Source organism: Bacillus sp. 5RYD7K (genome assembly GCF_059831465.1).
The window spans coordinates 1,602,873-1,625,013 of record NZ_CP191200.1 but is presented as its reverse complement, the minus strand read 5'-3'; the positions used below and the strand labels follow the sequence as shown (position 1 = coordinate 1,625,013).

24 protein-coding genes are annotated in these 22,141 nt (G+C 48.3%); 5 read left to right on the top strand and 19 right to left on the bottom strand.

The features are described 5' to 3' along the window. Positions 1 to 23: 23 nt before the first annotated feature. Positions 24 to 188 carry an anti-adapter protein SpxO gene (gene spxO, locus ACQE26_RS08040; protein WP_101605372.1) on the bottom strand — a complete coding sequence of 55 codons (165 nt, stop codon included), beginning with the start codon at positions 186 to 188 and terminating at the stop codon, positions 24 to 26. A 178-nt stretch (positions 189 to 366) separates the two neighbouring features. On the opposite strand from spxO, the gene ACQE26_RS08035 reads away from it, so the two are divergent. Next, positions 367 to 1,242, top strand: coding sequence for a TetR/AcrR family transcriptional regulator (locus tag ACQE26_RS08035; RefSeq protein WP_438420609.1), 876 nt, complete (start codon positions 367 to 369; stop codon positions 1,240 to 1,242). Positions 1,243 to 1,278: 36 nt separating this feature from the next. Here the strand turns inward: ACQE26_RS08035 and fumC are convergent, their stop codons facing one another. Together fumC and ACQE26_RS08025 are read right to left on the bottom strand one after the other, a co-directional pair. Beyond that, on the bottom strand, positions 1,279 to 2,667 hold the full coding sequence (gene fumC, locus ACQE26_RS08030; RefSeq protein ID WP_045925990.1) for a class II fumarate hydratase: 1,389 nt from the start codon (positions 2,665 to 2,667) through the stop codon (positions 1,279 to 1,281). Between the two features lie 67 nt (positions 2,668 to 2,734). Beyond that, positions 2,735 to 2,920, bottom strand: a complete 186-nt coding sequence (locus ACQE26_RS08025; protein ID WP_003151806.1) for a YvzF family protein — start codon at positions 2,918 to 2,920, stop codon at positions 2,735 to 2,737. Between the two features lie 116 nt (positions 2,921 to 3,036). On the opposite strand from ACQE26_RS08025, the gene gerAA reads away from it, so the two are divergent. The 3 genes from gerAA to ACQE26_RS08010 are packed head-to-tail and all read left to right on the top strand — an operon-like array spanning position 3,037 to position 6,663. Beyond that, entirely contained in the window at positions 3,037 to 4,479 is a 1,443-nt protein-coding gene (gene gerAA, locus ACQE26_RS08020) for a spore germination receptor protein GerAA (RefSeq protein WP_500471474.1), read from the top strand. Beyond that, on the top strand, positions 4,454 to 5,554 hold the full coding sequence (locus ACQE26_RS08015) for a spore germination protein (RefSeq protein ID WP_500471211.1): 1,101 nt from the start codon (positions 4,454 to 4,456) through the stop codon (positions 5,552 to 5,554). The genes gerAA and ACQE26_RS08015 overlap by 26 nt, the downstream gene beginning before the upstream one ends. Then, positions 5,551 to 6,663 (top strand): Ger(x)C family spore germination protein, encoded by a 1,113-nt coding sequence (locus ACQE26_RS08010; RefSeq protein WP_500471210.1) that lies wholly within the window; start codon positions 5,551 to 5,553, stop codon positions 6,661 to 6,663. Before ACQE26_RS08015 ends, ACQE26_RS08010 begins: the two co-directional genes overlap by 4 nt. A gap of 43 nt (positions 6,664 to 6,706) precedes the next feature. Here the strand turns inward: ACQE26_RS08010 and liaR are convergent, their stop codons facing one another. The 11 genes from liaR to ACQE26_RS07955 form a co-directional block, all read right to left on the bottom strand. After that, positions 6,707 to 7,339 carry a two-component system response regulator LiaR gene (liaR, locus tag ACQE26_RS08005; protein ID WP_016937973.1) on the bottom strand — a complete coding sequence of 211 codons (633 nt, stop codon included), beginning with the start codon at positions 7,337 to 7,339 and terminating at the stop codon, positions 6,707 to 6,709. Then, positions 7,317 to 8,399: a two-component system sensor histidine kinase LiaS gene (gene liaS / locus ACQE26_RS08000; protein ID WP_438420612.1), complete on the bottom strand. Its 1,083-nt coding sequence runs from the start codon at positions 8,397 to 8,399 to the stop codon at positions 7,317 to 7,319. The genes liaR and liaS overlap by 23 nt, the downstream gene beginning before the upstream one ends. Beyond that, on the bottom strand, positions 8,396 to 9,127 hold the full coding sequence (gene liaF, locus ACQE26_RS07995) for a cell wall-active antibiotics response protein LiaF (RefSeq protein ID WP_269774319.1): 732 nt from the start codon (positions 9,125 to 9,127) through the stop codon (positions 8,396 to 8,398). The genes liaS and liaF overlap by 4 nt, the downstream gene beginning before the upstream one ends. A 28-nt stretch (positions 9,128 to 9,155) precedes the next feature. After that, positions 9,156 to 10,025: a LiaG family protein gene (gene liaG, locus ACQE26_RS07990; protein ID WP_500471208.1), complete on the bottom strand. Its 870-nt coding sequence runs from the start codon at positions 10,023 to 10,025 to the stop codon at positions 9,156 to 9,158. A gap of 105 nt (positions 10,026 to 10,130) precedes the next feature. Then, positions 10,131 to 10,808, bottom strand: a complete 678-nt coding sequence (gene liaH / locus ACQE26_RS07985; protein ID WP_047477575.1) for a stress responsive protein LiaH — start codon at positions 10,806 to 10,808, stop codon at positions 10,131 to 10,133. Between the two features lie 13 nt (positions 10,809 to 10,821). Then, entirely contained in the window at positions 10,822 to 11,202 is a 381-nt protein-coding gene (locus tag ACQE26_RS07980) for a protein liaI (protein ID WP_438420615.1), read from the bottom strand. 167 nt (positions 11,203 to 11,369) lie between these two features. Beyond that, a complete protein-coding gene (locus ACQE26_RS07975; RefSeq protein ID WP_438420616.1) occupies positions 11,370 to 12,638 on the bottom strand; it encodes an MFS transporter in 1,269 nt (422 codons plus the stop codon). Positions 12,639 to 12,802: 164 nt separating this feature from the next. Further along, the gene (locus tag ACQE26_RS07970; protein WP_438420617.1) at positions 12,803 to 13,372 is read right to left on the bottom strand and encodes a cob(I)yrinic acid a,c-diamide adenosyltransferase; all 570 of its coding nucleotides are present in this window, start codon (positions 13,370 to 13,372) and stop codon (positions 12,803 to 12,805) included. After that, positions 13,369 to 14,595 carry an ABC transporter ATP-binding protein gene (locus ACQE26_RS07965; RefSeq protein ID WP_500471207.1) on the bottom strand — a complete coding sequence of 409 codons (1,227 nt, stop codon included), beginning with the start codon at positions 14,593 to 14,595 and terminating at the stop codon, positions 13,369 to 13,371. Before ACQE26_RS07965 ends, ACQE26_RS07970 begins: the two co-directional genes overlap by 4 nt. Then, positions 14,592 to 15,638 (bottom strand): FecCD family ABC transporter permease, encoded by a 1,047-nt coding sequence (locus ACQE26_RS07960; protein WP_500471206.1) that lies wholly within the window; start codon positions 15,636 to 15,638, stop codon positions 14,592 to 14,594. The genes ACQE26_RS07965 and ACQE26_RS07960 overlap by 4 nt, the downstream gene beginning before the upstream one ends. After that, positions 15,601 to 16,545 (bottom strand): ABC transporter substrate-binding protein, encoded by a 945-nt coding sequence (locus ACQE26_RS07955; RefSeq protein WP_500471205.1) that lies wholly within the window; start codon positions 16,543 to 16,545, stop codon positions 15,601 to 15,603. The genes ACQE26_RS07960 and ACQE26_RS07955 overlap by 38 nt, the downstream gene beginning before the upstream one ends. A gap of 188 nt (positions 16,546 to 16,733) precedes the next feature. On the opposite strand from ACQE26_RS07955, the gene ACQE26_RS07950 reads away from it, so the two are divergent. Further along, on the top strand, positions 16,734 to 17,525 hold the full coding sequence (locus tag ACQE26_RS07950; RefSeq protein WP_016937962.1) for an SDR family NAD(P)-dependent oxidoreductase: 792 nt from the start codon (positions 16,734 to 16,736) through the stop codon (positions 17,523 to 17,525). Between the two features lie 48 nt (positions 17,526 to 17,573). Here the strand turns inward: ACQE26_RS07950 and ACQE26_RS07945 are convergent, their stop codons facing one another. From ACQE26_RS07945 to sigO, 5 genes are all read right to left on the bottom strand, one after another. Then, positions 17,574 to 18,452 carry an SMP-30/gluconolactonase/LRE family protein gene (locus ACQE26_RS07945; RefSeq protein WP_500471204.1) on the bottom strand — a complete coding sequence of 293 codons (879 nt, stop codon included), beginning with the start codon at positions 18,450 to 18,452 and terminating at the stop codon, positions 17,574 to 17,576. A gap of 67 nt (positions 18,453 to 18,519) precedes the next feature. Further along, complete coding sequence (locus ACQE26_RS07940) at positions 18,520 to 20,262, bottom strand: sensor histidine kinase (protein ID WP_500471203.1); 1,743 nt, start codon at positions 20,260 to 20,262, stop codon at positions 18,520 to 18,522. Further along, on the bottom strand, positions 20,259 to 20,966 hold the full coding sequence (locus tag ACQE26_RS07935; RefSeq protein ID WP_016937959.1) for a response regulator transcription factor: 708 nt from the start codon (positions 20,964 to 20,966) through the stop codon (positions 20,259 to 20,261). Before ACQE26_RS07935 ends, ACQE26_RS07940 begins: the two co-directional genes overlap by 4 nt. Before the next feature lie 172 nt (positions 20,967 to 21,138). Next, positions 21,139 to 21,375, bottom strand: coding sequence for a sigma-O factor regulator RsoA (gene rsoA, locus ACQE26_RS07930; RefSeq protein WP_016937958.1), 237 nt, complete (start codon positions 21,373 to 21,375; stop codon positions 21,139 to 21,141). 3 nt (positions 21,376 to 21,378) lie between these two features. Further along, the gene (gene sigO / locus ACQE26_RS07925; protein ID WP_095241447.1) at positions 21,379 to 21,909 is read right to left on the bottom strand and encodes an RNA polymerase sigma factor SigO; all 531 of its coding nucleotides are present in this window, start codon (positions 21,907 to 21,909) and stop codon (positions 21,379 to 21,381) included. Positions 21,910 to 22,141 lie beyond the last annotated feature (232 nt).

Below are 22,141 nucleotides of genomic sequence, written 5' to 3'. Positions count from 1 at the left end.
TAGTGTTTCATTGCAGTCTTTTTTTATGTGAAGGAGTAGCCGTTAAAATCTCTGTAGTTTGTTTTCAGCGGTTTTCGGCATTGATGAACCCATTTCTTTTCACAAATAGTCTTTTTCGGATATTTCACCTTTTCGACTTTAATTCCTCTGTTTCGCAAGCGGCTGATCATTTCATCTAATTCTTTCATTTTCAGATTCACCCTTTCGCCAGAACTTTGACCATTCGGTCAGCTCACTATATAATATAAATAAAACAAAACAAAAAAACAAGTTACAATCAGGTTAAATTTACAGAATATCAATATGACCATATAGTCACACACGTGAAGCACAAGCCAGCCTCCTGGCTCCGAAAGGGTGGAACCATTGAAGGAAAAAGAAAAGCTGATTATTGAAGCAGCAATTAAACTATTTGCCCGAAAAGGGTACAAATCAACATCGGTTCAGGAAATCGCCGATGAATGCAAAATCTCAAAAGGCGCTTTTTATCTTCACTTTCCTTCCAAAGAAGCACTGCTTCTGTCCATGCTGAATTACTACTATGATAAGACGTTTACCCGAATCACGACGATCCAAACGGAGGGTGACAGCCCGAGAGCCGCTTATCAAAAACAGCTTGCAGTGTTTTATGAATCGATTCTCGCCCATAAAGATTTTATTACCGTGCAGATGAAAGACGGTTCACTTCCTTATACCGAAGAAGTGGCGCAGTGCGGAAAGAGAATCCGCCGGTCGATCCTGCAGTTTCATATCGACAGTCTTCTTGCTATTTACGGAGAAAAAGCCGAACCCTACACCGCCGAGCTTTGTTTTTTAATAGAAGGAATCAGTCAGATGTATCTTGAATATCTCATTCTGACCGGCCGGTCTGTACAGCCTGCGCTTCTCGCAAATACCGTGATTCACAGAATTGATGACATCGTAAACGGAATGGCGGACAGACATGATGAAGCGTTAATTTCTCTTGATGAGGCAAGCTCACTGTTTGGGCCCCTTCATAACGGGAAGCCCGATCCTTTAAGCCAATCAATCTTGCAGACCCTCCGTGCGCATATCAGCACGATGGACAAGCCGCAAGCATCTGAATACACCGAGAGCTTGGATATTCTTGAAGCGGAAATGAAGAAAAAGTCGCCGAAACCGGCAATCATCAAAGGAATGATTCTAAATTTGAAGGAATCCGACCTGCTGGCTGATGATGCAGAACAGCTCAGATTTTTACTGAAACAGCAGTTTATTTAGAAGAACGGCCGCAATGACTGCAGCCGTTCTTTCTGTTTATGCTTTCGGGTGCACCATATCTTCCGGACGCACCATTTCATTAAATTGTTCTTCTGTCAGAAGGTTCAGCTGTAATGCCGCTTCTTTCAGCGTCAGGCCTTCTTTATGGGCAAGCTTGGCGATTTTTGCGGCGTTTTCATAACCGATGTGCGGGTTAAGCGCCGTGACAAGCATTAATGAGTTAGAAAGATTTTCCTGAATGGTTTCCTGGTTCGGCTCAATACCGACAGCGCATTTGTCATGGAAGGAATTCATTCCGTCACTGAGAAGCTGCACTGTCTGCAGGAAGTTATAAATGATAACCGGCTTGAAGACGTTCAGCTCGAAGTTTCCTTGGCTGGCCGCAAATCCGATTGTCGCGTCATTTCCCATCACTTGCGCGGCGATCATTGTCAGCGCCTCACTTTGTGTCGGGTTGACTTTGCCCGGCATGATAGAGCTTCCCGGCTCATTTTCAGGAATGACGATTTCGCCGATTCCGCAGCGCGGGCCGCTTGCCAGCCATCTGACATCGTTGGCAATCTTCATCAGGTCGGCAGCCAATGCTTTTAACGCGCCGTGAACGTGAGTGATTTCATCATGGCTTGTCAGCGCATGGAATTTGTTAGGCGAGCTTTTGAATGTCTGCCCCGTTACTTTTGTGATTTCTTCCGCGACGAATTCACCGAACTGCGGGTGGGCGTTGATTCCCGTACCGACTGCCGTGCCGCCGATCGCAAGCGCGCGGATTTTTTCCGTTGACTCAAGAATCATTTCTTTCGAACGGTCAAGCATGTATACCCAGCCGCTGATTTCCTGTCCGAGTGTCAGCGGAGTCGCGTCCTGCAAATGCGTGCGTCCGATTTTCACAATGTCTTGATACGCTTTCGCTTTTTCGTCAAGTGTCGCACGCAGCTGATCAAGGGCCGGAACGAGCTGCTCATATACGGCAAGGACCGCCGCAACGTGCATCGCCGTCGGGAATGTATCGTTTGAGCTTTGGCTGCGGTTGACATCATCATTCGGATGAATCTTCAGATCAGAATTTTTTTCTTTCAATAAAGCAGTCGCGCGGTTGGCCACCACTTCGTTCATATTCATGTTGCTTTGTGTGCCGCTTCCCGTCTGCCAGACGACGAGCGGAAAGTTATCGTCGTATTTGCCGTTTAATACGTCATCACATACAGCGGCAATCGCCTGTGCTTTTTCAGACTCTAAATTGCCGAGGCGTTCGTTAGCGATCGCCGTGCTTCTTTTTAAAATTGCAAACGCCTTCACAACACGCTGAGGCATTTTTTCTGAACCGATTTTGAAGTTCTCTTTGCTGCGCTGTGTCTGAGCGCCCCAAAATTTATCTGCCGGAACTTTAACTTCTCCCATGGTGTCTTTTTCAATTCTGTAGTCCATTTATGTATCCCTCCATAACAGTTGCTTCACCCTGAGTATTATTCGCCAGTAACCGATGAAACCCTTTTTATTTTTCGGCCTTGGCCGTTTTTAATTTCAGCTCAAGATAGACGCGCGAATCCTTAGAGTATTTGTACTTCGGATTTGTTTTTCGGTATTCCTTCGACGTGTAAGCTACTTCGTAATGCGCTTCAAATGATTTGATGAGCTGCTCTATTTCTTCGGCATTTCCTGCCAGTCTGACTTGTGCCACATCTCTCCTCCGCTTTCATAAAAAAACTTGTACCATTAATTACTTTATCATAGTATATCATTTTTTTAACAGGAAAAGATAACCTCAATTAAGGAATGGAAGGCGGGTGACAGTTGATGGCGCAATCGGAATTCAAGGAATACATACACATAAACCTGGCTATGGTGCTGCCCCACCTAGAGCCGAACGATGACCTGGTTCAAAATAAAAAGATGCTTCCGAACGGGCTTGTTTTTTATTATATGTATCTGAGTGAAATGAACGATGAAGACAAAATAAAAGAAGCGATTGAAACACTGCTGCAGGGAGAAGACACCCTGACGCTGGAGGCAGTGACGAAACGTCTTGATCAGATTGACGCCCGTCCCGTCACTGCGGCGAAAGAAGCCGTCACTTCCATTCTGCGGGGGAAATGCGCCGTGTTTATTAACGGCCTTGACAACGTATACATTCTTTCCACGGGAAAAAGAGAAAAAAGAAGCGTGACAGAACCTACCTCCGAAAAGGTTGTAAGAGGGCCTAAGACCGCTTTCATCGAGGATTCTGATACAAACGTCGCCATGATCAGGCAGCGGACGAACCATCCGAAGCTGAAAACGAAAAAGGTTCCGCTCGGAGAAAGCAAGTTAAAATACGCCACTGTCATGTACATAGATGATGAGGCTGACCCGTCTGTCGTCAGCGATGTTTTAAAACGCCTCAGCGAAGTGAAGCTGGACGACATTCAGGATTCCGGGACGCTTGAAGAGCTTATTGAGGATAATAAGTATTCGCCGTTTCCGCAAATACAAAATACGGAACGGCCTGATAAAGTCTCCTCCGCCTTGTTTAACGGCCGCGTCGCCATCCTTGTCGACAACTCACCGTTTGCGCTGGTGGTTCCGGCTTCTTTAGGCATTTTAATGCAGTCTCCCGACGATTATTATGAACGGTGGATTTCCGCCTCGCTCATTCGGGCGCTGCGGTTTACGTCTATTTTTATCACGCTGTTTTTTTCAGCCATTTATATCGCCCTCGTCTCGTTTCACCAAGGGCTTCTGCCGACGCCGCTTGCAGTCACTATCTCGGCGAACAGAGAAAACGTTCCCTTCCCGCCCATCATTGAAGCAATGGTGATGGAAATTACGATAGAACTGCTGAGAGAGGCGGGCTTGAGGCTTCCCAGCCCGCTCGGCCAGACGATCGGATTGGTGGGCGGAGTCGTCATCGGCCAGGCGGCCGTTGAAGCAAATATTGTCAGCTCCATCATGGTCATCGTGGTCAGCATTGTCGCGCTCGCTTCATTTACGGTGCCGCAGTACGGAATGGGGCTTTCATTCCGTGTGCTCCGTTTCATTTCAATGTTTGCTGCGGCAGCATTCGGGCTGTACGGCATGATTTTATTTATGCTGGCGATATACACCCATTTATCGAGACAGCGAAGCTTCGGTTCTCCGTATTTCTCGCCGAATGGGTTTTTCAGCTTAAAAAACGCAAGCGACTCCATTCTCCGTCTCCCTATTAAAAATCAACCAAAAGAGGCGAAAAACGTAAATGAGCCAGAAAACAACTCACAATAAACTTACAAGCTATCAAGGGACGGCATTGATTGCCAACACGATGCTCGGGGCGGGGCTCCTCACCATGCCGCGGTCGCTGTCAGCAAGGGCAAATTCGCCGGACGGCTGGATCGCATTATGTCTGGAAGGCGTCATCTTTATCTTTTTGATTTATCTCAATACGCTCATTATGAAAAAGCATCAGTATGAATCGTTTTTTGATTATATGAATGAAGGTCTCGGCAAATGGGCGGGCAATATCGTCAACCTGGTGATCTGTCTCTATTTTATAGGAGTCGCCAGCTTCGAAGCCCGTGCGATGGCGGAAATGGTCAAGTTCTTTTTATTGGAAAAAACGCCCGTGCCGGTCATGCTGTTTATCTTTATCGCCTGTTCCGTTTATTTGATTATCGGCGGCATGAGTGATATCGGCAGGCTCTTTCCTTTCTATTTAATGATTACGATTATTATTTTGCTGATGGTGTTTTCCTTCAGCTTTAAAATATTTGATATAGACAACCTGCGGCCGGTGCTCGGCCAGGGATTTTCTCCCGTTATGGCCTCTTTGACCGTCGTTTCTGTTTCCTTCTTGGGCATTGAAATTATGCTGTTTCTCCCAGAGTACCTTAAAAATAAACAGCACATGTTCCGCACGTCGGCCATTGGCTTTGGCATCCCGATTATTTTATACATCATTACCTACGTGCTCGTCGTCGGCGCCTTAACCACCCAGGATGTCAAAACTATGATCTGGCCCACGATCGCGCTCTTTCAATCATTTGAAATCAAAGGACTTTTTATCGAACGGTTCGAGTCCTTTCTGCTTGTTGTCTGGATTATCCAATTTTTCGCCACCTATGTATCGTACGGATATTTCGCGACATCCGGCCTCAATAAAATTTTCGGGCTGAAGCAGAAAAAAGGCATCATCTTCGTAGGGATTGCGACATTCTTGGGGTCATTGATGCCAAAGGACGCGAACAAGCTGATGATGTTCAGTGATATTCTCGGCTATATCTTCTTAGGTTTCTTTTTGCTGCCTTTACTGATGTTTGCAGTCGTCGCTGTGAAAAGGAAGGTGAAAAAAGCGCAATGAAGAAATACATCGTAATCTTTCTTTGCTCATTGCTTTTGACGGGATGCTGGGACAGCCGTAATATAGAAGACTTGAGCCTCGTTATCGGAGTCGGGCTCGATAAACCTGAGGAAGAAAACGTGGAAGTGACGCAGCAGATTCTGATCCCGCAAAAAGCAAGTTCCCAGCAGTCGACATCAAGCAATCCGACAAAGGTGACTTCCACTTCCGGGGAAACCGTTCACCAAGCCTTAAGGACGGCATCGTTAAAAAATCACCCCGCTTTCTCCCAGCACTTGCGCATCATGCTGTTTTCCGAAGCGCTGTTAAAGGACAACATCCCGTTTGACGCATTAATGAACCAGTTTGTCAGGGACAACGGAACGAGAAGAAGCTGCAATGTGATGACGGTGCCGGATAAAACGAAAGATATTTTCAATGTCAGCGACCAGGGGGAGCCTGCGTCAAATACTATCTATGACTTAACGGAAAATAATGCCGTCACCATCCGGATGATGGAGCCTGTGACATTAGGGGATATATCCGAGAAAATCGCCCAGAACGAGACCTTTGTCCTGCCTCAAGTGCGCAAAGTGGGCAGCAGGCTGGAAATCTGGGGCGCAACCATTATAAAAAATAAATTCTGGTATGCAGATTTAACGCCTTTACAAGTCCAGAATATGAACCTGTTCACAGGCACGGTAAAGGGAGGCGTCACGTTTGCAAAGCATGACAATTATTTTTTATCTTTCGAGATATTTTCAAGCAAATATGATGTGAAAACACAATACAAAAACGGAAAATTCAAGTTCATCGTCACCCGGTTTGTTGAAGGCCGCCTGTCTGAGGATTGGAACCCGAAAGAAGATTCCTTCAGGGAGTCCTATATAAATGAAATCAAAAACGCGGTAAAACGAAGCATCCATTCAGATGTTACGACATTCATCGATTATCTGCAGCATGATTTAAAAGTGGATATTACCGGGTTAGGCGATCAGGTCCGTATTCATTACCCCGATAAGTGGCAAAAGGTGGCCTCTGACTGGGACCGTCATTTCAGTGAATCAGATATTGAATACAAAGTCAAAGTCGCCGTCAGAGATTTCGGAACAAAAGGAATGTCCCAATGACCTGTCCCGCGGGGAGAGTGTGCATCGCGCCGCTCTCCTTTTTTCATTTCACGAGATGATTGCGGTGGGCATATACGGCGGCCTGCGTGCGGTCACTGACATCAAGCTTTGACAATATATTCGTGATGTGGGTTTTCACCGTTTTAATCGTTATGAACAGCTCTTCCCCAATCTCTTTATTCGTCTTGCCTTCCGCGACGAGACAGAGGATTTCCAGTTCTCTCTTTGTCAGCGTTTCATGCGGAAGCTGGTTCTCTGAATGGCGCAGCCTTGACAGCACTTTTCCCGCCACCTTCGATTCAAGCTTCGGTTCGCCCTTGGCAGCCGCTCTGATGGCTTCGGCTATTTCCGCCGCCTTGGACGTTTTCAGCAAATAGCTGAGCGCTCCCGCTTCGATTACCGGATACACTTTATCGTCATCAATAAAGCTCGTCAGCACGATGATTTTCGGGTCATCGAGTTTGGCGCAGATCTGTCTCGTCGCTTCGATGCCGTCCATGCCGTCCATGACAAGATCCATTAAAATCACATCCGGCAAAAGCGCGGCGGCCAGATCGACACCCTGCTGTCCGTCTGATGCTTCACCGGCGACTTCAATGTCCGGCTGTGCTTCTAAAAACGCGGCCAGACCCATCCTGACCATTTCATGATCATCAATCAGTAACACTCGAATCACTGTCGTTCTCTCCTTTTGTTTTCTGGTAAATCGGGACTTTCACGTCGATCTGCGTGCCTTTTCCCTTTACTGAGATAATTTCCGCTATGCCGCCGATTTCGCTCGCTCTTTCCTTGATGGAATGCAGACCGTAAGAGGAGGCTTTGACTTGATCCATTGTAAAACCCGCCCCGTTATCAATGACTTTAAGCTGAAGTTTTTGATGTTTCGCGCCGAGTCTGACAGTGACCTTGGTCGCCTTTGAATGCCTGAAAACGTTGGAAAGCGCCTCTTGTACGATTCGGAACAGATGGTCTTCAACGCCTTTTGACACACCCGTGTCGCTGATATCCCACTCAATATCAAGCGGCTGCTTCGCTTTGAACTCTTTTAACAGCTCAATCAGCCCTTCTTTCAAGCCTTTTCCTTCTAAGGTGACGGGCCGCAGATGCAATAGCAGCGCCCGCATTTCGTTTTGCGCTTCCCCCGCCATATGTTCAACCATGCGAATCCGTTTGACGATTTTGTCATCCGCATCTTTCACCTGCTCTAAGACGGCGGATGTCATCATAGAGATGGCAAAGAGCTGCTGGCTGACGGCATCGTGCAGATCGCGCGCCAGCCGCTGGCGTTCTTCAGTGATGACCGATTTTTTCATTTGATCCTGCCATTCCGCCCGCTCGTTGGAAAGCTTTTGCAGCGATGTGACCTGCAGCTCGACCCGCTTGGCCATTTCGTTGAGCTGGTCTGCCGCCAGACCGATTTCATCATCACCGAGCGGCGGCACCCGATAAGCGAAATTGCCGTTTTCAAACTTCAAAACCGCTTCAATCAGTGTATCCATTCTTGTTTTCAGACGGCCGCCGTATACATAACCGGAAATCAGTCCGGCCGAAAGGGACGCCAAAAGCAGGATGACCACAAACGGAATACCGAACCAGCCGGAAGAAAACAACAGCATCGGATCAAGCCCGTAATACAGCAGCATCAGCGCAATAAACACCGCGCAAAGGAGCAGACTGAGCCCCGCGGTCATCCGCATGGCGCGCCACTGAATATTGGCGAGTAATTTTTTCCTCATAAATACTTCACATCCACATCGCCGATGAATAGAGAAATTGATATTTTAATCCGCCGCGGCGAGTCGCCGTACTCAGAAGACACTTTATACAGATTCGTGCTCATGCCGCTTTTCTTAGAGCCAAGCAGGTTCATATCGCCGATAAAAGCCGATGAACTGACGGACACTTCGATATCGGACGGGACGTACACATCAACATTGCCGATGACACCGCTGATTGTCATCGTGCTTTCTCCTTCAGGTATTATCGCCTTTGAGAGATCAATTTTCACATCACCGATAAATCCGGAAACATTTAAATCATTCAGCTCAAACGGGTCCTTCATCATGCGCAGCTCGCCGATAAAAAAGCTCCGGAGATCCGGCTGTCTGCTTTCCGGCTGGACGGCAGGCTTTGGCTGCTCTTCTTTTTCAAGGCTGATTTTCTTTTCTTTATGCTCAAATACGCGCTTTCCTTTCAGGAGCCTGTAGCCCGCGTAAATGAGAAAGGCGGCGAAGGCATAGCCGAACAGGCTGAAGGTGGCGCTGAACAGGTTTCTCAAAAATAAAAAAGCGGCAAAGATATACAGGACGGAGCCGAGCCAGCCGCGGGAGTATTTATTAAAAATATAGCCTGTGATCAGAAAAAAGAGCGGCCAAAACAGGAAGTCGCCGATGCCGATAATACGTAAAAACATGCTGACGCCTAATAAGGCGATGATAAGTCCGAGAATCTGTTTTTTTGCCATGTCAGCTGCTTGCCCCTCCTTTCCTTGTCTATTGCAGTGCAATATTGCCGCTCGTCACTTTTATATCTATCGGCCTGGCGCCGCTGCCTTTCATGCCGGTGAAGGTCCCGCCTTCCTTACTCGTTTTCTCAAAGGAATAGGACGGCTGAATCCTTCCGCTTGCCGTTTCGGCGTTTACTGTAAAATTCCCGTCTTTCGGCAGGCTGATGGCTGCGCTGCCGCTCGCAAGCCTGACGGATACGGGAGCGTTCGCCGTCTCAAGCGAGGCGTCGACACTGCCGGAAGCGACCCTCACGTCAAGGGCTCCCGTCACATGATGAAGCCCGGTATGTCCTGAGGATGAGCGGACTTCCGCCGTTTTAGCCGCAAGATCGGCTGCTTCGAGATCGCCCGACAGCCCTTTCGCTTTAAACACATCCGTCTTCACATGCTTCAGCGATATGTTCCCGCTTACAGAACGGACGCCGAAATGCGCAAGAGACAGCCCCTTGTTTCCGTCAACGGAAATGCTTCCGCCTGATGTTTGGACGGTGATGTCCTGATGATACTCATACGGGATGCGGACAATCAGCAGAGGACGCTGAAAGAGATTCAAAAATTGGAATCCTTTCTCCTTCGCTTTGAGATTGAGGGTTTTCCCCCTGCTTTGGACAAACATTTTCCCCGCCGGTCCGGTCATGTTTGCCGCGATGTCATTCCGCTCTTCCGCAATGATTTTCACATCCGTCTGTTCCGACGAAACGGACAGGCTTTTGACGGCATGAGGCGGCACGCTTGCCGATACCGATTCTGTTTCGTACAGCGGAAACAAACGCCCGGCAAACACTTCTTTCACCAAAAACAGACAGCAGATCAGAACGGACGCCGCCATCAGCCCTTTGGCAATCTTACGCTTCATTACGTTCCATCCTTTTTCATTCATTTTATTATAAAGGAAAAGCCGGATAATTGATATGTGCGTATAGGGAAGAGGCGTAAAAACGCCGACCTTCCCTTGTGCACATTATTCATGAGCCGCTTTTTGATGCTCTGCTTTTTCCAGAGAAAGCGAGCGCATTTTTTCAAGCTCAGCTTCGACCTCGTCCGAATATTGCGAGCGGCTGTGTTCTGTATTCGCCTCAGCCGAAGTGCCGTATTTGACGCGGACTTCCATTTCTTCAATGCGGTTTTCCATTCGGAGAAACTCTCTATAGGCGCTTTCGCTGTCAATCTTGTCAAAAGAAGCGTTCATATGTTCCTTCGCTTTTGCCGCGTTGGCGCGGGCGATAAGCGCCTGTTTTTTATCCTTTACGTCGCGAAGACGCGTTTCCAGGGTTTCCAGCTGTTCTTTCAGCTCGGCCAGCTGTGTTTTCGCCTGCTCGTACGCTTTTTCATGTTCGGCCGCTTTTCCCTCAAGGTATTTCATTTCAGTCAGAGCCTTTTTCGCAAGCTCCTCTTCCCCGGCGTCAAAGGCAAGCTGAGCCTGATTTTTCCGCTTTGCCGCCGTTTCGGAAGCGTCCTCCTGTTTTTTCTTAAACTGATGGACGATCGTGTGCTGTTTGACAATCGTTTGTTTCGCCTTGGCGATGTCACTTTCCATATCACGCACATATTGATTCAGCATAACTTTCGGATTTTCTAGTTTATCAAGCCCTTCGTTAACAGATGCGACGAACATATCTCTTATTCTTTTTAAGACCATTTTGTCTTCCTCCTTATTTTTTCTTCAAAAATTCTTCCCATTCAGAGTCAAAGCCTGATTGATAGCCCGGTGATGACGCTTCCGGTTCATACTGGCGGGAAGCGGTGTCTGAGCCGCCCTGCTTCATCATCTTCCAGCCGAAATACACCATAGCGCCAGCCAGCCCGATAGCAACGATAAATGGAAGAGAGCCGACAAGAATCATAGCTCCGATGACGCTTGCGATGATACCGGACACCGCCCGGCCTTTTGAAAAACGTTTGATTCCCCAGTAAAGCATCAGGCCTCCGATCGCCAGCGGGATGATAAACGCGAAGTGGCCTCCTCCGAAAAAGACAGAAAGTCCGAACACAATCAGCAGAAAGCCGCCTGCCGTTTTTATATTTATATTCATGCAGATCCTCCTTTCGATTTCCTTGTCTTTACTATAAACAAATCCCGCGGCCGGCAAAACGAGTCAGAGATTGATTTTCATATCAGACCGGAGTCGTATAAGCCCCCCGACCCTAACATCAAAAAAACGCCGCTGCACCGGACGGCGCAGGGCGTTTTACAAGAATGCTATATTCTGATGCTCGCTTCTTTTTCCTTGATGAGATCAGTGCGTTCCGCTTTGGCAAGCTTCGTAAAGAACAATATCCCGAGACCTGACAGGACTTCAACGAGACCGCCGGCGGCAATGACTTTTCCGGGCCCGAAGGCGTTAGCCGCATATCCGCAAAGAACCGCACCGAGCGGAATGGATATGTTGGAGATCATATGGATGACGGCATAGACCTGCGGCTGATCATCATGATCCACAGACGTTTGAATAATGGTATACTCCGGCACATTTATGGCGCTGACGGCGGAACCGAACGCAAACGCTGCAAGGAAGACGAGCGGCAGAAACGTGTTGATGCCGGTGATGAAAAATGCCGCCCCTTCTATGATTCCCGCTGACACAAACAGGAGACCGTATTTGTTCACCTTCACCTTAGCCAAAATAAAACCCATTAAAAAGGCTCCGCCCGTTCCTGTCGCTTTCAGAAGCGAGTAAATGATCGGCGGCATATGTAAATCTTCAGCGACGTAAACGGCGGAAAGCGCCTCCCACGGAGCGGCCGCAAAGTTCATGAAAATACAATAGATGGCGAGCGGGTATAAAATCTGGTGTTTTCTGACGAGCACAAAACCCCGTTTAAGCCTTCCGAAATACGTCCCGCGCTGTCTGACGGCGGCGGTATCCTGTTTGTCACGCTGAACTTGGTATGACATAAAGAGTACGAGAAAACCTGATAGAAGATAGAATATAAGTGCGATAAACAAAGAATAGGCGGGACTGATAAATGTTAAAAACACTCCGCTCAGCGTAACGGCGGCAAGCCTGACGATCTGGCCTGATGACTGGATGACCGCATTCGCTTTCTGCAGGCTGTTTTCTCCGACAATATTGGGGATTAAAGAGATAGATGCAGGATTATAAGCGGCTCCGGTGGCTGAATGCACAATCATAAGAAGCATCACAAACCATAAAGGAGAAAAACCGTTAAAATAGCAGACCGGAATGATTAACACGACCGCCGCGCGCGTGAGGTCTGAAAAATACATCCAGAATTTCAGCGTATGCTGCTTCATAAAAGGCCCGGTAATCGGCGCCAGCATCGCCTCCGGAAGGAACGTAACCGCAATTAACAGCGCCGTGCCGATCGCCCCTTCACCGTCAAAAATCAAAAACCAGAGAATGGAATTAAAGGCAAAACCGTCTCCCGACAATTTAACAAGCCTTGAGATAAACAGAAAGGTGAAATTTTTATTCCAGATGCTCTCGCTCTTATGATTTGTATCCATCTATCAAATCCCCCATTTTTTTACAATGTTTCTTATAATATCTCATTTTTTAATTTTTCAGTCAATAATGCATAAGATACATTTTCCTTCTGGCAATAAGGGTTCAATTGATGGATATCGCCGTTAAAAACAGCCGGCTTCCTCTCGCCGGCTGAATCAAAACGTTATTCATCTTCACGGAATACTGCGGCGCTTCTTTCATACTCTATATCTTTAACGCCATGTCTTGCGTTGACTGCTCTTGCCGCCGCGAAAAAATAATCAGACAGACGGTTCAAGTAACGCATCACCGTGTCATTTATCTCTTCTGTTCTGCCCAGTTTCACGATGAGACGCTCCGCCCGTCTTGTGACAGTCCGCGCGATGTGAAGCTGAGCAGCCGCCTTATGCCCGCCCGGAAGAATAAATTTTTCAAGCGGAGGCGCTTCAGCGGTATAACGGTCTATGCAGTCTTCCAGTACGGTAATAGATTTCTCTCTTAATGTATAGCTCTTATTCTCAGTGACAGTCGCCAAGTCGCCGCCGCAGTCAAACAGCTCGTGCTGAATGTTTCGGAGTTCAGCTTTCAGATCACCGCAATTCTCACAATCATCAAGCTCCGCAAGCGCAAGCCCGATAAAGCTGTTCAGCTCATCGATCGTCCCGTAGCTTTCAACCCGCAGACTGTCTTTATCCGTTCTGCCGCCGATCAGGCTTGTCTGCCCTTTATCACCGGTTTTCGTATACAGCTTCATCGTTCTGTTCCTCCTTCTTCCGCCGCTTTTACACATTCCGCGGTTCCTCTTCTCACAGCTTTTTCCGCATGGCGGACGTCCATTACCTTTCCTGTCTGCAAGGCACAAATGACAATGTCACCGTTTGCCTGTCTGCCGGAAAGAGCCTGCATTCTCGCTTCCGCCGCTGCCGTTAACAGACGTACAAAGCCTTGTTCAGATAAGCGGCCGCTGACGAGTGCCCAAACGGTGTGCCTGGCGGTCACGGCAATCGTTATCGAATCAAACGTCCGGCAGACAAAACCAGCCGCCGCTGAGCCGGTAAGCCGGCGGCTCCACGAAAAGCCTGAGCCGTCAGATGCGGTTGACAACATTCTGAACGGACGGTCTGTCTGAAGCGTTACGGTATTTCCGCTTTTGTTTATCAAAGAGGCGAACGAAGCGCTGACAGACTCTCTTTCCTCCCGCACTTCCGGCATGAAGGCGATCAGCGGTTTCGGTGACGCTTTTTGGCCGACAGCACTGACGGTGATGCCGTAAATGTCTTCAATCGTTTCTTTTTTCAAAGCCTGATCCGGCGTCTGCTTGGAAAAAGCGCGTCCGTCTTTCATCATCAGCAGCTGATCACAGTATTGTCCTGCGGCGTTGAGGTCGTGAAAAATACTGATGACCGTCAGGCCGCTTTCTCTCGTCAGCCGCTTCACCGTATCAAGCAGGTCTTTTTGATATTTGAGATCAAGAAATGTCGTCGGCTCATCCAGACACAGCACCTCAGGCTGCTGAGCCAGCGCCTGCGCCAGAAAGACGCGCTGCCGCTCCCCGCCGCTCAGATTGCGGACGGATTGCTGCGCATATCGGTCGATGCCGGTCATTTCCATCGCTTCCCGGACAATGGCTTCGTCATGTTGATCCATCTGTCTGAAGAGTCCTTTTTGATACGGGTATCTGCCGAAAGACACCGTTTCCTTCACGGTAAATGAAAAGGCTTGCTCCGTATGCTGCGGCAAAACGGCCATGATTTTCGCAAGCTCCCGCGGCTTGTATCTGCTCACTGGCCTGCCTGCGACAAGCACCTCGCCTTTTGACGGAGAAAGCATCCCCGTCAGCAATTTCATCAGCGTTGTTTTTCCTGAGCCGTTCGGACCGAGTATGCCGACAAATTCACCCTTTCCGGCGGTAAAGCTGACATCCTCTACAATCATCCGGCCTCCGTACCCGCCGGACAGGCCGCTCACCCTGATCATAAGCGTTTCCCTCCATGATGCTGGCGAAGCAGAATCAAGGCAAATACAGGCGCTCCCGCCAAAGCCGTCATAATGCCGATCGGCAATTCGACAGGTTCAATGACGGTGCGGGAAAACAAATCAGCCAAAATGAGAAAACCGGCGCCCGTCAATGCTGACAGCGGGAGTAAATGGCGATGATCCGTTCCCCATAAAAGCCGTGTCACATGGGGAATGACAAGGCCGACAAATCCGATTGTCCCCGATACGGCAACCGCTCCCCCCGTCAGCAGAGACCCGCCAGCGATCATCAGCCATTTTCTTTTTTCCGTACTGACGCCTAAAAGCCTTGCCTTTTCTTCTCCATAAGTCATAATGTTTAATTCTCTGCCATTGATAAGCAGAAGCGCCGTCCCGGCCAGAAAAAAAGGCAGAAACAGCGCGACATAGCCCCAGCCTCTCATTGACACGCTTCCTAACAGCCAGCGGACAATCGGGAGCAGGTCATTTCCCGTTAAGGCGATCACAAGCGAAATGAGAGCTCCGAGAAAAGAATTGATGATGATGCCTGTCAAAATGAGCGTCGAAACAGACATCGACGCATGAACGAGACGGCTGAAAAACAGAACCGCCGCCATGACCGCAATGGCTGCGGCGATGCTGACAACCGGAAGTGTGAACCGGCCGATGACGGGAATCTGGAGGCCGAAAAACAAGGTGATCACGGCTCCCGCCGAAGCTCCCGAAGACACCCCGAGTGTATAAGGATCGGCGAGCGGATTTTTCAGAAGTCCCTGAAACGCCGCTCCCGCAATGGATAACGCGGCTCCGACAAGGGCGGCCAGAACGACTCTCGGCAGGCGGATATTCATCATAATATTGACATTCATAGGGTCAGCCGAGGATGTCCGGCCGACCCCGATCCAAAAAACGTCGGATAAAGGAATATGCAGACTGCCGATTGAAATGCCAAACGCCGCACAAACGGCTAAAAACAGCAGGCTGGCCGCGTAAGCCAGCGGCCGGTTACTTTTTAAACGTTTCAGGATAAACGCTTTCCGCAAGCTTCTCGACCCCTTTTACAAGGCGCGGGCCTGAGCGTGTGACAAGGTCAGGATCAACAGAATAGACGTTGTGGTGTTTGACCGCATTGACGGCACCCCAGCCGGCGCGTTTTTCCACTTCAGCAGCCTTTACGCCGTCTGTCGTAATGATGACGTCTGGATTCATTTTGACAATCGCTTCATCCGTCAGCTGCACCCAGCCGGTCTGGCTGCCGGCGGCGTTTTTCGCATGTATATCTTCAAGCATTTCGTTCATAAACGTGCCCTTTCCCGTTGTATAGCCGTCAGGAGAAACCTCGACGAATACTTTCTTTTCATCTTTTTCAGAAATCGCCGCCGCTTTCTTTTCTATGCCGGAAAGGTCGGATTTCATCTTTTTGATCAGCTTGTCCGCCTGCTTTTCTTTGCCGGCTGCTTTTCCGATCATACTGATTGATTTGTACACGTCTTGGAACGATTGCGCATCATTGACCGTTAAGACGGTGATGCCCGCATCTTTTAACTGCTTCATCGCATCGGCGGAAGCGGACATTGAGGACGCGTGGGCCAGCACGAGATCCGGCTTCAGCGCGATGACTTTCTCAACGTTTACATTCATATCTCCGACTTTCGGTTTTTTTGCAGCTTCTTTCGGATATGTATCATTTGTCGTGACGCCTGCGACCTTATCTCCCAGTCCGAGCGCGTATGTAATTTCCGTATTGCTCGGCATGAGGGAGACGATTTTTTCCGGCGCCTGCTTCATGGTTACTTTGTCATTTGTGGCATCCTTGATGGTTACCGGGAATGCCTCGGTTGAAACGGCTTTTTGTTTTGCCGCGCTTCCTTCTTCTTGCGCGCCGGAACAGCCGGCGGACACAACGGCGGTGACAAAGAGCGCCGCCCAGACGGCAGTGATCTTCTTCATTCTTTTAACTCCCCCTGATTATGGTAAACGATTGTCTTCTTGACATTCGTATCCTTTTTTCGCAGTAATTATACTATAAGTCTTGAAGGCTTGTATATCCGGCCTTTTTTGCATGAAAGCAAATGATTCGTAAACACTAAAATTCATCATGTATACTGTTACACAATCGAGTAAAAAGGAGGATCATCATGGAATTACAGCTTGAACGAAAACTCGTGTTAATCACAGGATCAACTTCCGGCATCGGAAAAGCCGCGGCCAAAAGCTTTTTAACTGAAGGCGCCGAGGTGATTGTAAACGGAAGAAAAAAAGAAACCGTTGAACGGACGGTTGAGGAGCTTTCCGCTTACGGAACGGTTCACGGCATCGCCGCAGATTTATCGCGTCAGGAGGAGGCCGATGATTTGATCAAGCGCGCCGCCGGAATCGGGGAAGTCGATATTCTCGTTAATAACCTCGGTTTTTTCGAAGTGAAGGACTTCGCGGATGTATCTGATGACGAATGGACCCGGTATTTTGAAGTGAATGTCATGAGCGCTGTGCGCCTGTGCCGGCGTTTTCTGCCGCAAATGCTTGAAAGAAACAGCGGACGGATTTTGAACATCTCCAGTGAAGCCGGTGTCAAACCGCTTGCGCAAATGATTCCGTATTCAATGACGAAAACGGCGTTAATCAGCTTGTCCCGGGGAATGGCGGAAATGACAAAAGGCACGAATGTCACGGTAAACTCCGTGCTGCCGGGACCGACATGGACCGAAGGCGTCGCTTCTTACATGGAAGGAGCCGCAAAGGCCGCCGGAGAAGATACGGACAGCTTCGTCCGGGATTATTTTAAAGTGAATGAACCGACATCATTGATTCAGCGCTATGCGACCCCGGAAGAAGTCGCCAATACGATTGTATTTCTCGCTTCAGCTGCGGCATCTGCCATTAACGGCACCGCACAGCGGGTTGAAGGCGGCATCATCCGCTCCATTTAACAAAAAAAGCCCGGCACAATGGGACTGTTCCCATATGCCAGGGCTTTTTTACATGAGGCCTGCAAACGGAACCGGCTCCCAGCCGCCCGTCTCAAGCTCTGCGGAAAACAGGCCGCCCGCATGCGGCTGTTCAAGTCTTTCGGCTTCCGTCAATTTTTCCGTTGCGGTCGTAATGTATAATGTGTTGAGCTCCCTGCCTCCGAACGCACAGCAGGTGACGTATTTTGCGGGAACTTCAATAGATGCAATTTCCTTATGCGAAAACGGGTCAATCCGGACGGCACGGCCGCCTCCGAACAGAGCCACCCACAGCATTCCGTCCCGGTCAATGGTCATCCCGTCGGGAGATCCGTGCGACTCCGGAAAGCGGTAGACCGTTTTCGGATCTGATACGGCTCCGGTTTTAAGATCGTATGCATAACAGACGATTTCCTGCGTCGGAGTATCAATATAGTACATCAGGTTTCGGTCCCGATCCCAATCCAAACCGTTCGAAGTGGAGACCTGGTCTTTTATTTTGGCAAGGCTGCCGTCCGTATTCAGACGGTACAGCGAAGCCTCCTCTTCTTTGCCTTCCATGCTCGTGGTCCCCGCCCATAATCTTCCGGACGGGTCGCATTTTGCATCATTGAAACGGATATCTTCCCGCATGTCTTTCGGCTGCTTCATCTTCGTCAATATGTCTTCCCGAAGATTGTACAGGTAAAATCCGTCTTTCATCGTCATCACCAGCTCTTCCTTTGAATACAAGGCCAGAGCCGTGACAAATGATTTGAATTTAACGGAACGGTTGATTCCGTCAGCCGGAGTAAAAATATGGAGCTGGCTGCCCAGTATATCTACCCAGTACAGGCATTGCTTGTCCTTATCCCATAAAGGGCCTTCTCCTATAACTGCTCTCGTATCTGCTCGTAATGCTGCTTCCATGTGTGAACACCTCTTCTTTTGCTTGTCAGTCTTCTATATGTTATTCCCGACAAAGCGGCGTCCAAACTCAATCTTTCTTAAAAAGAATCGTAATCACAGTTCCGGCGCTGATTCTGCTGTTGACATGAATGGTTCCGTTATGAAGGTGAACCAGCTCCTTGGCAATGGCGAGCCCGAGTCCAGTTCCTTCTGACGGCCCCTTCGTATTCGTTCCCCGGTAATAACGGTTAAACAGCTGGTGAATCGTTTCGTCGTCCATTCCTCTTCCATTATCTTTCACCTTCAAAATGAGCTGTTCTGCTGATTCCTCAAGCACAACCCGAATGGCCGTCCCTTTCTTATTATGCTTTACCGCGTTGGCCAGCAGATTCTCCAGAATACGGCGGAACCATGCTTCATCAATGGCGAAAAGAATATCTTCCTTTTTGGTTTCAAAGGCGATGTCATAGCCTTCCGAGAACGTGTTTTTCGTGAAATCGTTCGTGACGTTTCTGATAAACGGAACGACGTTGATCAGGCGCCGTTCGATCGGGAGGGCGGCGTTTTTCAGACGGTATGTCAAATTCAAGTCCTCAATCAGCTTCGACATATATTCTGATTTTTCCCGGACGATCTGCCCCATTTCTTTGACTTCTTCCGGGGTCCATTCGTATTGCTTCGATTCAAGCATCATGCTGTAGCCGTAAATCGTGCTCAGCGGGGTTTTCAAGTCATGGCTCAGCCCGGCGATCCACTCTTCCCTTGTCGCCTGGATTTTTTCTCTGTTTTTCTTATCCCGCTTCAGCGTGTCAGTCAGCTGATCCATTGATTCGAAAATCTCTGCGAAAAAGCGGAACGGCTGCTTTGTTTTGCCTTTTTTGTTTTTGCTGACCGGCTGTCCTTTTCGGTTCTTCGGCTCTTCAAGCCGGCCCTTTGATAAATTGACGAGCCATTTGATGGTATGAAACAGCGGCCAGCCGAAACGGAAAGAGTACCAGATGGTCAGGATGCAGATCAGCAATACTAAGATTCCGATCAAGAGGAAGAGGGTTTTCATCACATTTCTCAGAAATGACTTGTTAAACTCATGATCGGGAATGTACACAGGGTTCGGCACAGACGCGACCATCCATTTCGTTTTATCGAGTCTTTTAAAAGAAATTTCCCGCTTGTAATTCCACGGTTTGGAATTGTATTTCAGCAATTCAAGCTCATTGACGGTGTTCCGCTCTTTTTTGGTGCTGTTGATATCCCCGAGCAGTCTGCCGCTGTCTTCGAGAAGGTAGACCGCCCCTTTTTCCCGTTTAATATAATCAACCGTGCTTTTTTTATATTGAGAAAGAGAAGCGAGGGATGGCTCCTGAGACTCGATGTAAGTGAGAAGCTGCTCACTGGCAGATTTCCAGCCGAACAGAATCAGATAGGTCTCATCATTAATCGTGACCGTCCAGTAGTTCAGCTTATAGTTGTCAAAATTCCGATACTGATAAATGGATAAGAGATCTTTTCTGCTGTAATGGCTCGGGACGTCTTTCGGCACTCTGTACGCGTAGTCTGTTTTTTCTTTGTCATTAATAATCTGCAGCCAGCCCTTCTGCTTTCTGACCGACATCTTTAAAAATTCATCGACATCCCATGTGCCGTCTTCATTTTTATCAAGCCACGCTTCAAACGAGTCTGCCGTCGCTTTAGTAAGTCCTGCATTGGCTTCCGCTTCGCTGAAACGCCAATCCAAATAGAAGAAAGAAGCGACGGCCAAAACGGACATCAGCAGGATGACCAGCAGCAGCTGACCGAAAAAGTGAAGCAGAAATTTTCCGCGCATTCTCATGAGCGGGTTCCTTTTTCTCCTTGATCGGGAATAAACCGATAACCGAGGCCGCGCACCGTGACAATATAGGACGGATTGCTGGGGTCTTTTTCAATCTTTTCTCTGAGCTTGCGGATGTGAACCATGACGGTGTTGTTGTCGCCGTAAGACGGATAGCCCCACACTTTTTCATAGATCTGATCTTTCGAGAGCACCACATCAGGATGTTCACAGAAATATTGAAGCAATTGCAGAAGCTGTGCGGAGCAGCTGACGGGCTCGCCCCCGACAATCAGCTCGGCGTTTTGCGGCGAATAGGAAAAATGGCTGTATGAGTACGTTTTCTCTTCGCGCTTATAGGTTCTCTTCAATGTCGCCCTGATCCGCGCCGCCAATTCCAGCGGATTAAACGGCTTTGTTATATAATCGTCAGCTCCCAATGCAAATCCTGACAGCTTATCCGCATCAGACGACCGGGCAGTCAGAAAAAAGATCGGAGCGTCGGTATAGTTCCGGATTTCGGCGCATGCCTCAAAACCGGACATGCCTTCCATCATCACATCCAGCACGAGCAGATCCGCTGTCTCATGTTTAACAAACTCAATCGCTTCCTCTGCGCTGCCTGCCGTCTTAATGTTGTGATAGCCTTCTTTGACGAGAACGCGCTTGACCATATCAACGATCGCCTTCTCATCGTCTACAATTAAAATTGACGCATTTTCCACCTTGGACGTTCCTTTCTCTTTGTTTTTTTCATCATATCATTATATGGATAAGATTTGGTACTTTTTTAGTGCGGAGGTCTTGCGGGGAAACAGAAAAGAAAAACGAGACCGGACATCTCCTCTCGTTTTTCTCGCGGTGTCAGAGCGGAATCCCAATCATCCCGCCGCTTTGTCAGGAGCTTTCATTTATAAGATGAAGAATAAATTCCCAAAATCCCGGCACTTCCTGGCATAACAGCATGTCCGCTTTCTCTACGATTTTAATCTTCAATTCCTGTTCCAGATCTTCTCTTTCCTGGTAAGACGTATTGCTCAGTTTTTTTTTTATCATTGGCGAAAAACGCGAAATCAAGAGTTCCATTTCGTCGATATCTGTTTTCCCCTTGTTGAAGTCAAATGGCCCGTTCACTGCTTATTTTCCCCCTTTTTTCTGCTTGTCCAGCTGCTTTCTGAGATTGTCGAGACCCTTTTTATGAATATTGGAAATGTTCTGTCTTGATTCCCCCAGAGACTCGGCAATCTCCTTCATTGTCGCTCCGTGAAGGTAAATATTCGTCAGCACGCTTTTTTGTTTATCGGTTAACGTCTGGAGCGCTTCGTATAAATCCCGGTTTTGGACATGCTGGCTCAAATCCCCCTGCTGCCGCAGAAACTCTTCATACGCGTCTTTTCCCATTTCATAGGGAAGCGCTTCACCTCCTTCCGGCTGATCCACCGTAAGCGGATAGCGCTTCTGGTTTTTGCGGATGCGCTTGTCAAAGTCGATGGAGAAAATCCGGATCATAGAATTCATATATTTGATGATCCGGATTTCCTTATAAAACTGCTTAAAATGTTCGTCCAGTGATTTTGCATCCTTCTCGTCTGAATGTTCGAGCACATTTTTAAATTTCTCGTAATGCTTAGGGTCACTCAAGAAATGTTTGACGATCGGATGTTTCATGATTTCCTTGCATTTTGACCGTAAAAGAACTTGATAGTCCATAAAACCGCCTCCTATTTAAATTAAATGAAAGAAAGCAAAAAAAAGTAAACTACTCCTTTCCGACTAAGGTTCCACACTTCTTATGTCCCGGTTTTTCCGAAACAAAAAAAGACCCTCCGCGCGGATATCAGGTTTACAAGAGCCGCACGTTCTTTCACTTATATACATGACTGCAGGTCAAGTCAGGAGG

Bases quoted from the DNA above. Each gene is read 5' to 3' on its own strand.
- spxO (WP_101605372.1), bottom strand. From the start codon at position 188: ATGAAAGAATTAGATGAAATGATCAGCCGCTTGCGAAACAGAGGAATT.
- fumC (WP_045925990.1), bottom strand. From the start codon at position 2,667: ATGGACTACAGAATTGAAAAAGACACCATGGGAGAAGTTAAAGTTCCG.
- gerAA (WP_500471474.1), top strand. From the start codon at position 3,037: ATGGCGCAATCGGAATTCAAGGAATACATACACATAAACCTGGCTATG.
- ACQE26_RS08015 (WP_500471211.1), top strand. From the start codon at position 4,454: ATGAGCCAGAAAACAACTCACAATAAACTTACAAGCTATCAAGGGACG.
- ACQE26_RS08010 (WP_500471210.1), top strand. From the start codon at position 5,551: ATGAAGAAATACATCGTAATCTTTCTTTGCTCATTGCTTTTGACGGGA.
- liaS (WP_438420612.1), bottom strand. From the start codon at position 8,399: ATGAGGAAAAAATTACTCGCCAATATTCAGTGGCGCGCCATGCGGATG.
- liaF (WP_269774319.1), bottom strand. From the start codon at position 9,127: ATGGCAAAAAAACAGATTCTCGGACTTATCATCGCCTTATTAGGCGTC.
- liaG (WP_500471208.1), bottom strand. From the start codon at position 10,025: ATGAAGCGTAAGATTGCCAAAGGGCTGATGGCGGCGTCCGTTCTGATC.
- liaH (WP_047477575.1), bottom strand. From the start codon at position 10,808: ATGGTCTTAAAAAGAATAAGAGATATGTTCGTCGCATCTGTTAACGAA.
- ACQE26_RS07980 (WP_438420615.1), bottom strand. From the start codon at position 11,202: ATGAATATAAATATAAAAACGGCAGGCGGCTTTCTGCTGATTGTGTTC.
- ACQE26_RS07975 (WP_438420616.1), bottom strand. From the start codon at position 12,638: ATGGATACAAATCATAAGAGCGAGAGCATCTGGAATAAAAATTTCACC.
- ACQE26_RS07970 (WP_438420617.1), bottom strand. From the start codon at position 13,372: ATGAAGCTGTATACGAAAACCGGTGATAAAGGGCAGACAAGCCTGATC.
- ACQE26_RS07965 (WP_500471207.1), bottom strand. From the start codon at position 14,595: ATGATCAGGGTGAGCGGCCTGTCCGGCGGGTACGGAGGCCGGATGATT.
- ACQE26_RS07955 (WP_500471205.1), bottom strand. From the start codon at position 16,545: ATGAAGAAGATCACTGCCGTCTGGGCGGCGCTCTTTGTCACCGCCGTT.
- ACQE26_RS07950 (WP_016937962.1), top strand. From the start codon at position 16,734: ATGGAATTACAGCTTGAACGAAAACTCGTGTTAATCACAGGATCAACT.
- ACQE26_RS07945 (WP_500471204.1), bottom strand. From the start codon at position 18,452: ATGGAAGCAGCATTACGAGCAGATACGAGAGCAGTTATAGGAGAAGGC.
- ACQE26_RS07940 (WP_500471203.1), bottom strand. From the start codon at position 20,262: ATGAGAATGCGCGGAAAATTTCTGCTTCACTTTTTCGGTCAGCTGCTG.
- sigO (WP_095241447.1), bottom strand. From the start codon at position 21,909: ATGAAACATCCGATCGTCAAACATTTCTTGAGTGACCCTAAGCATTAC.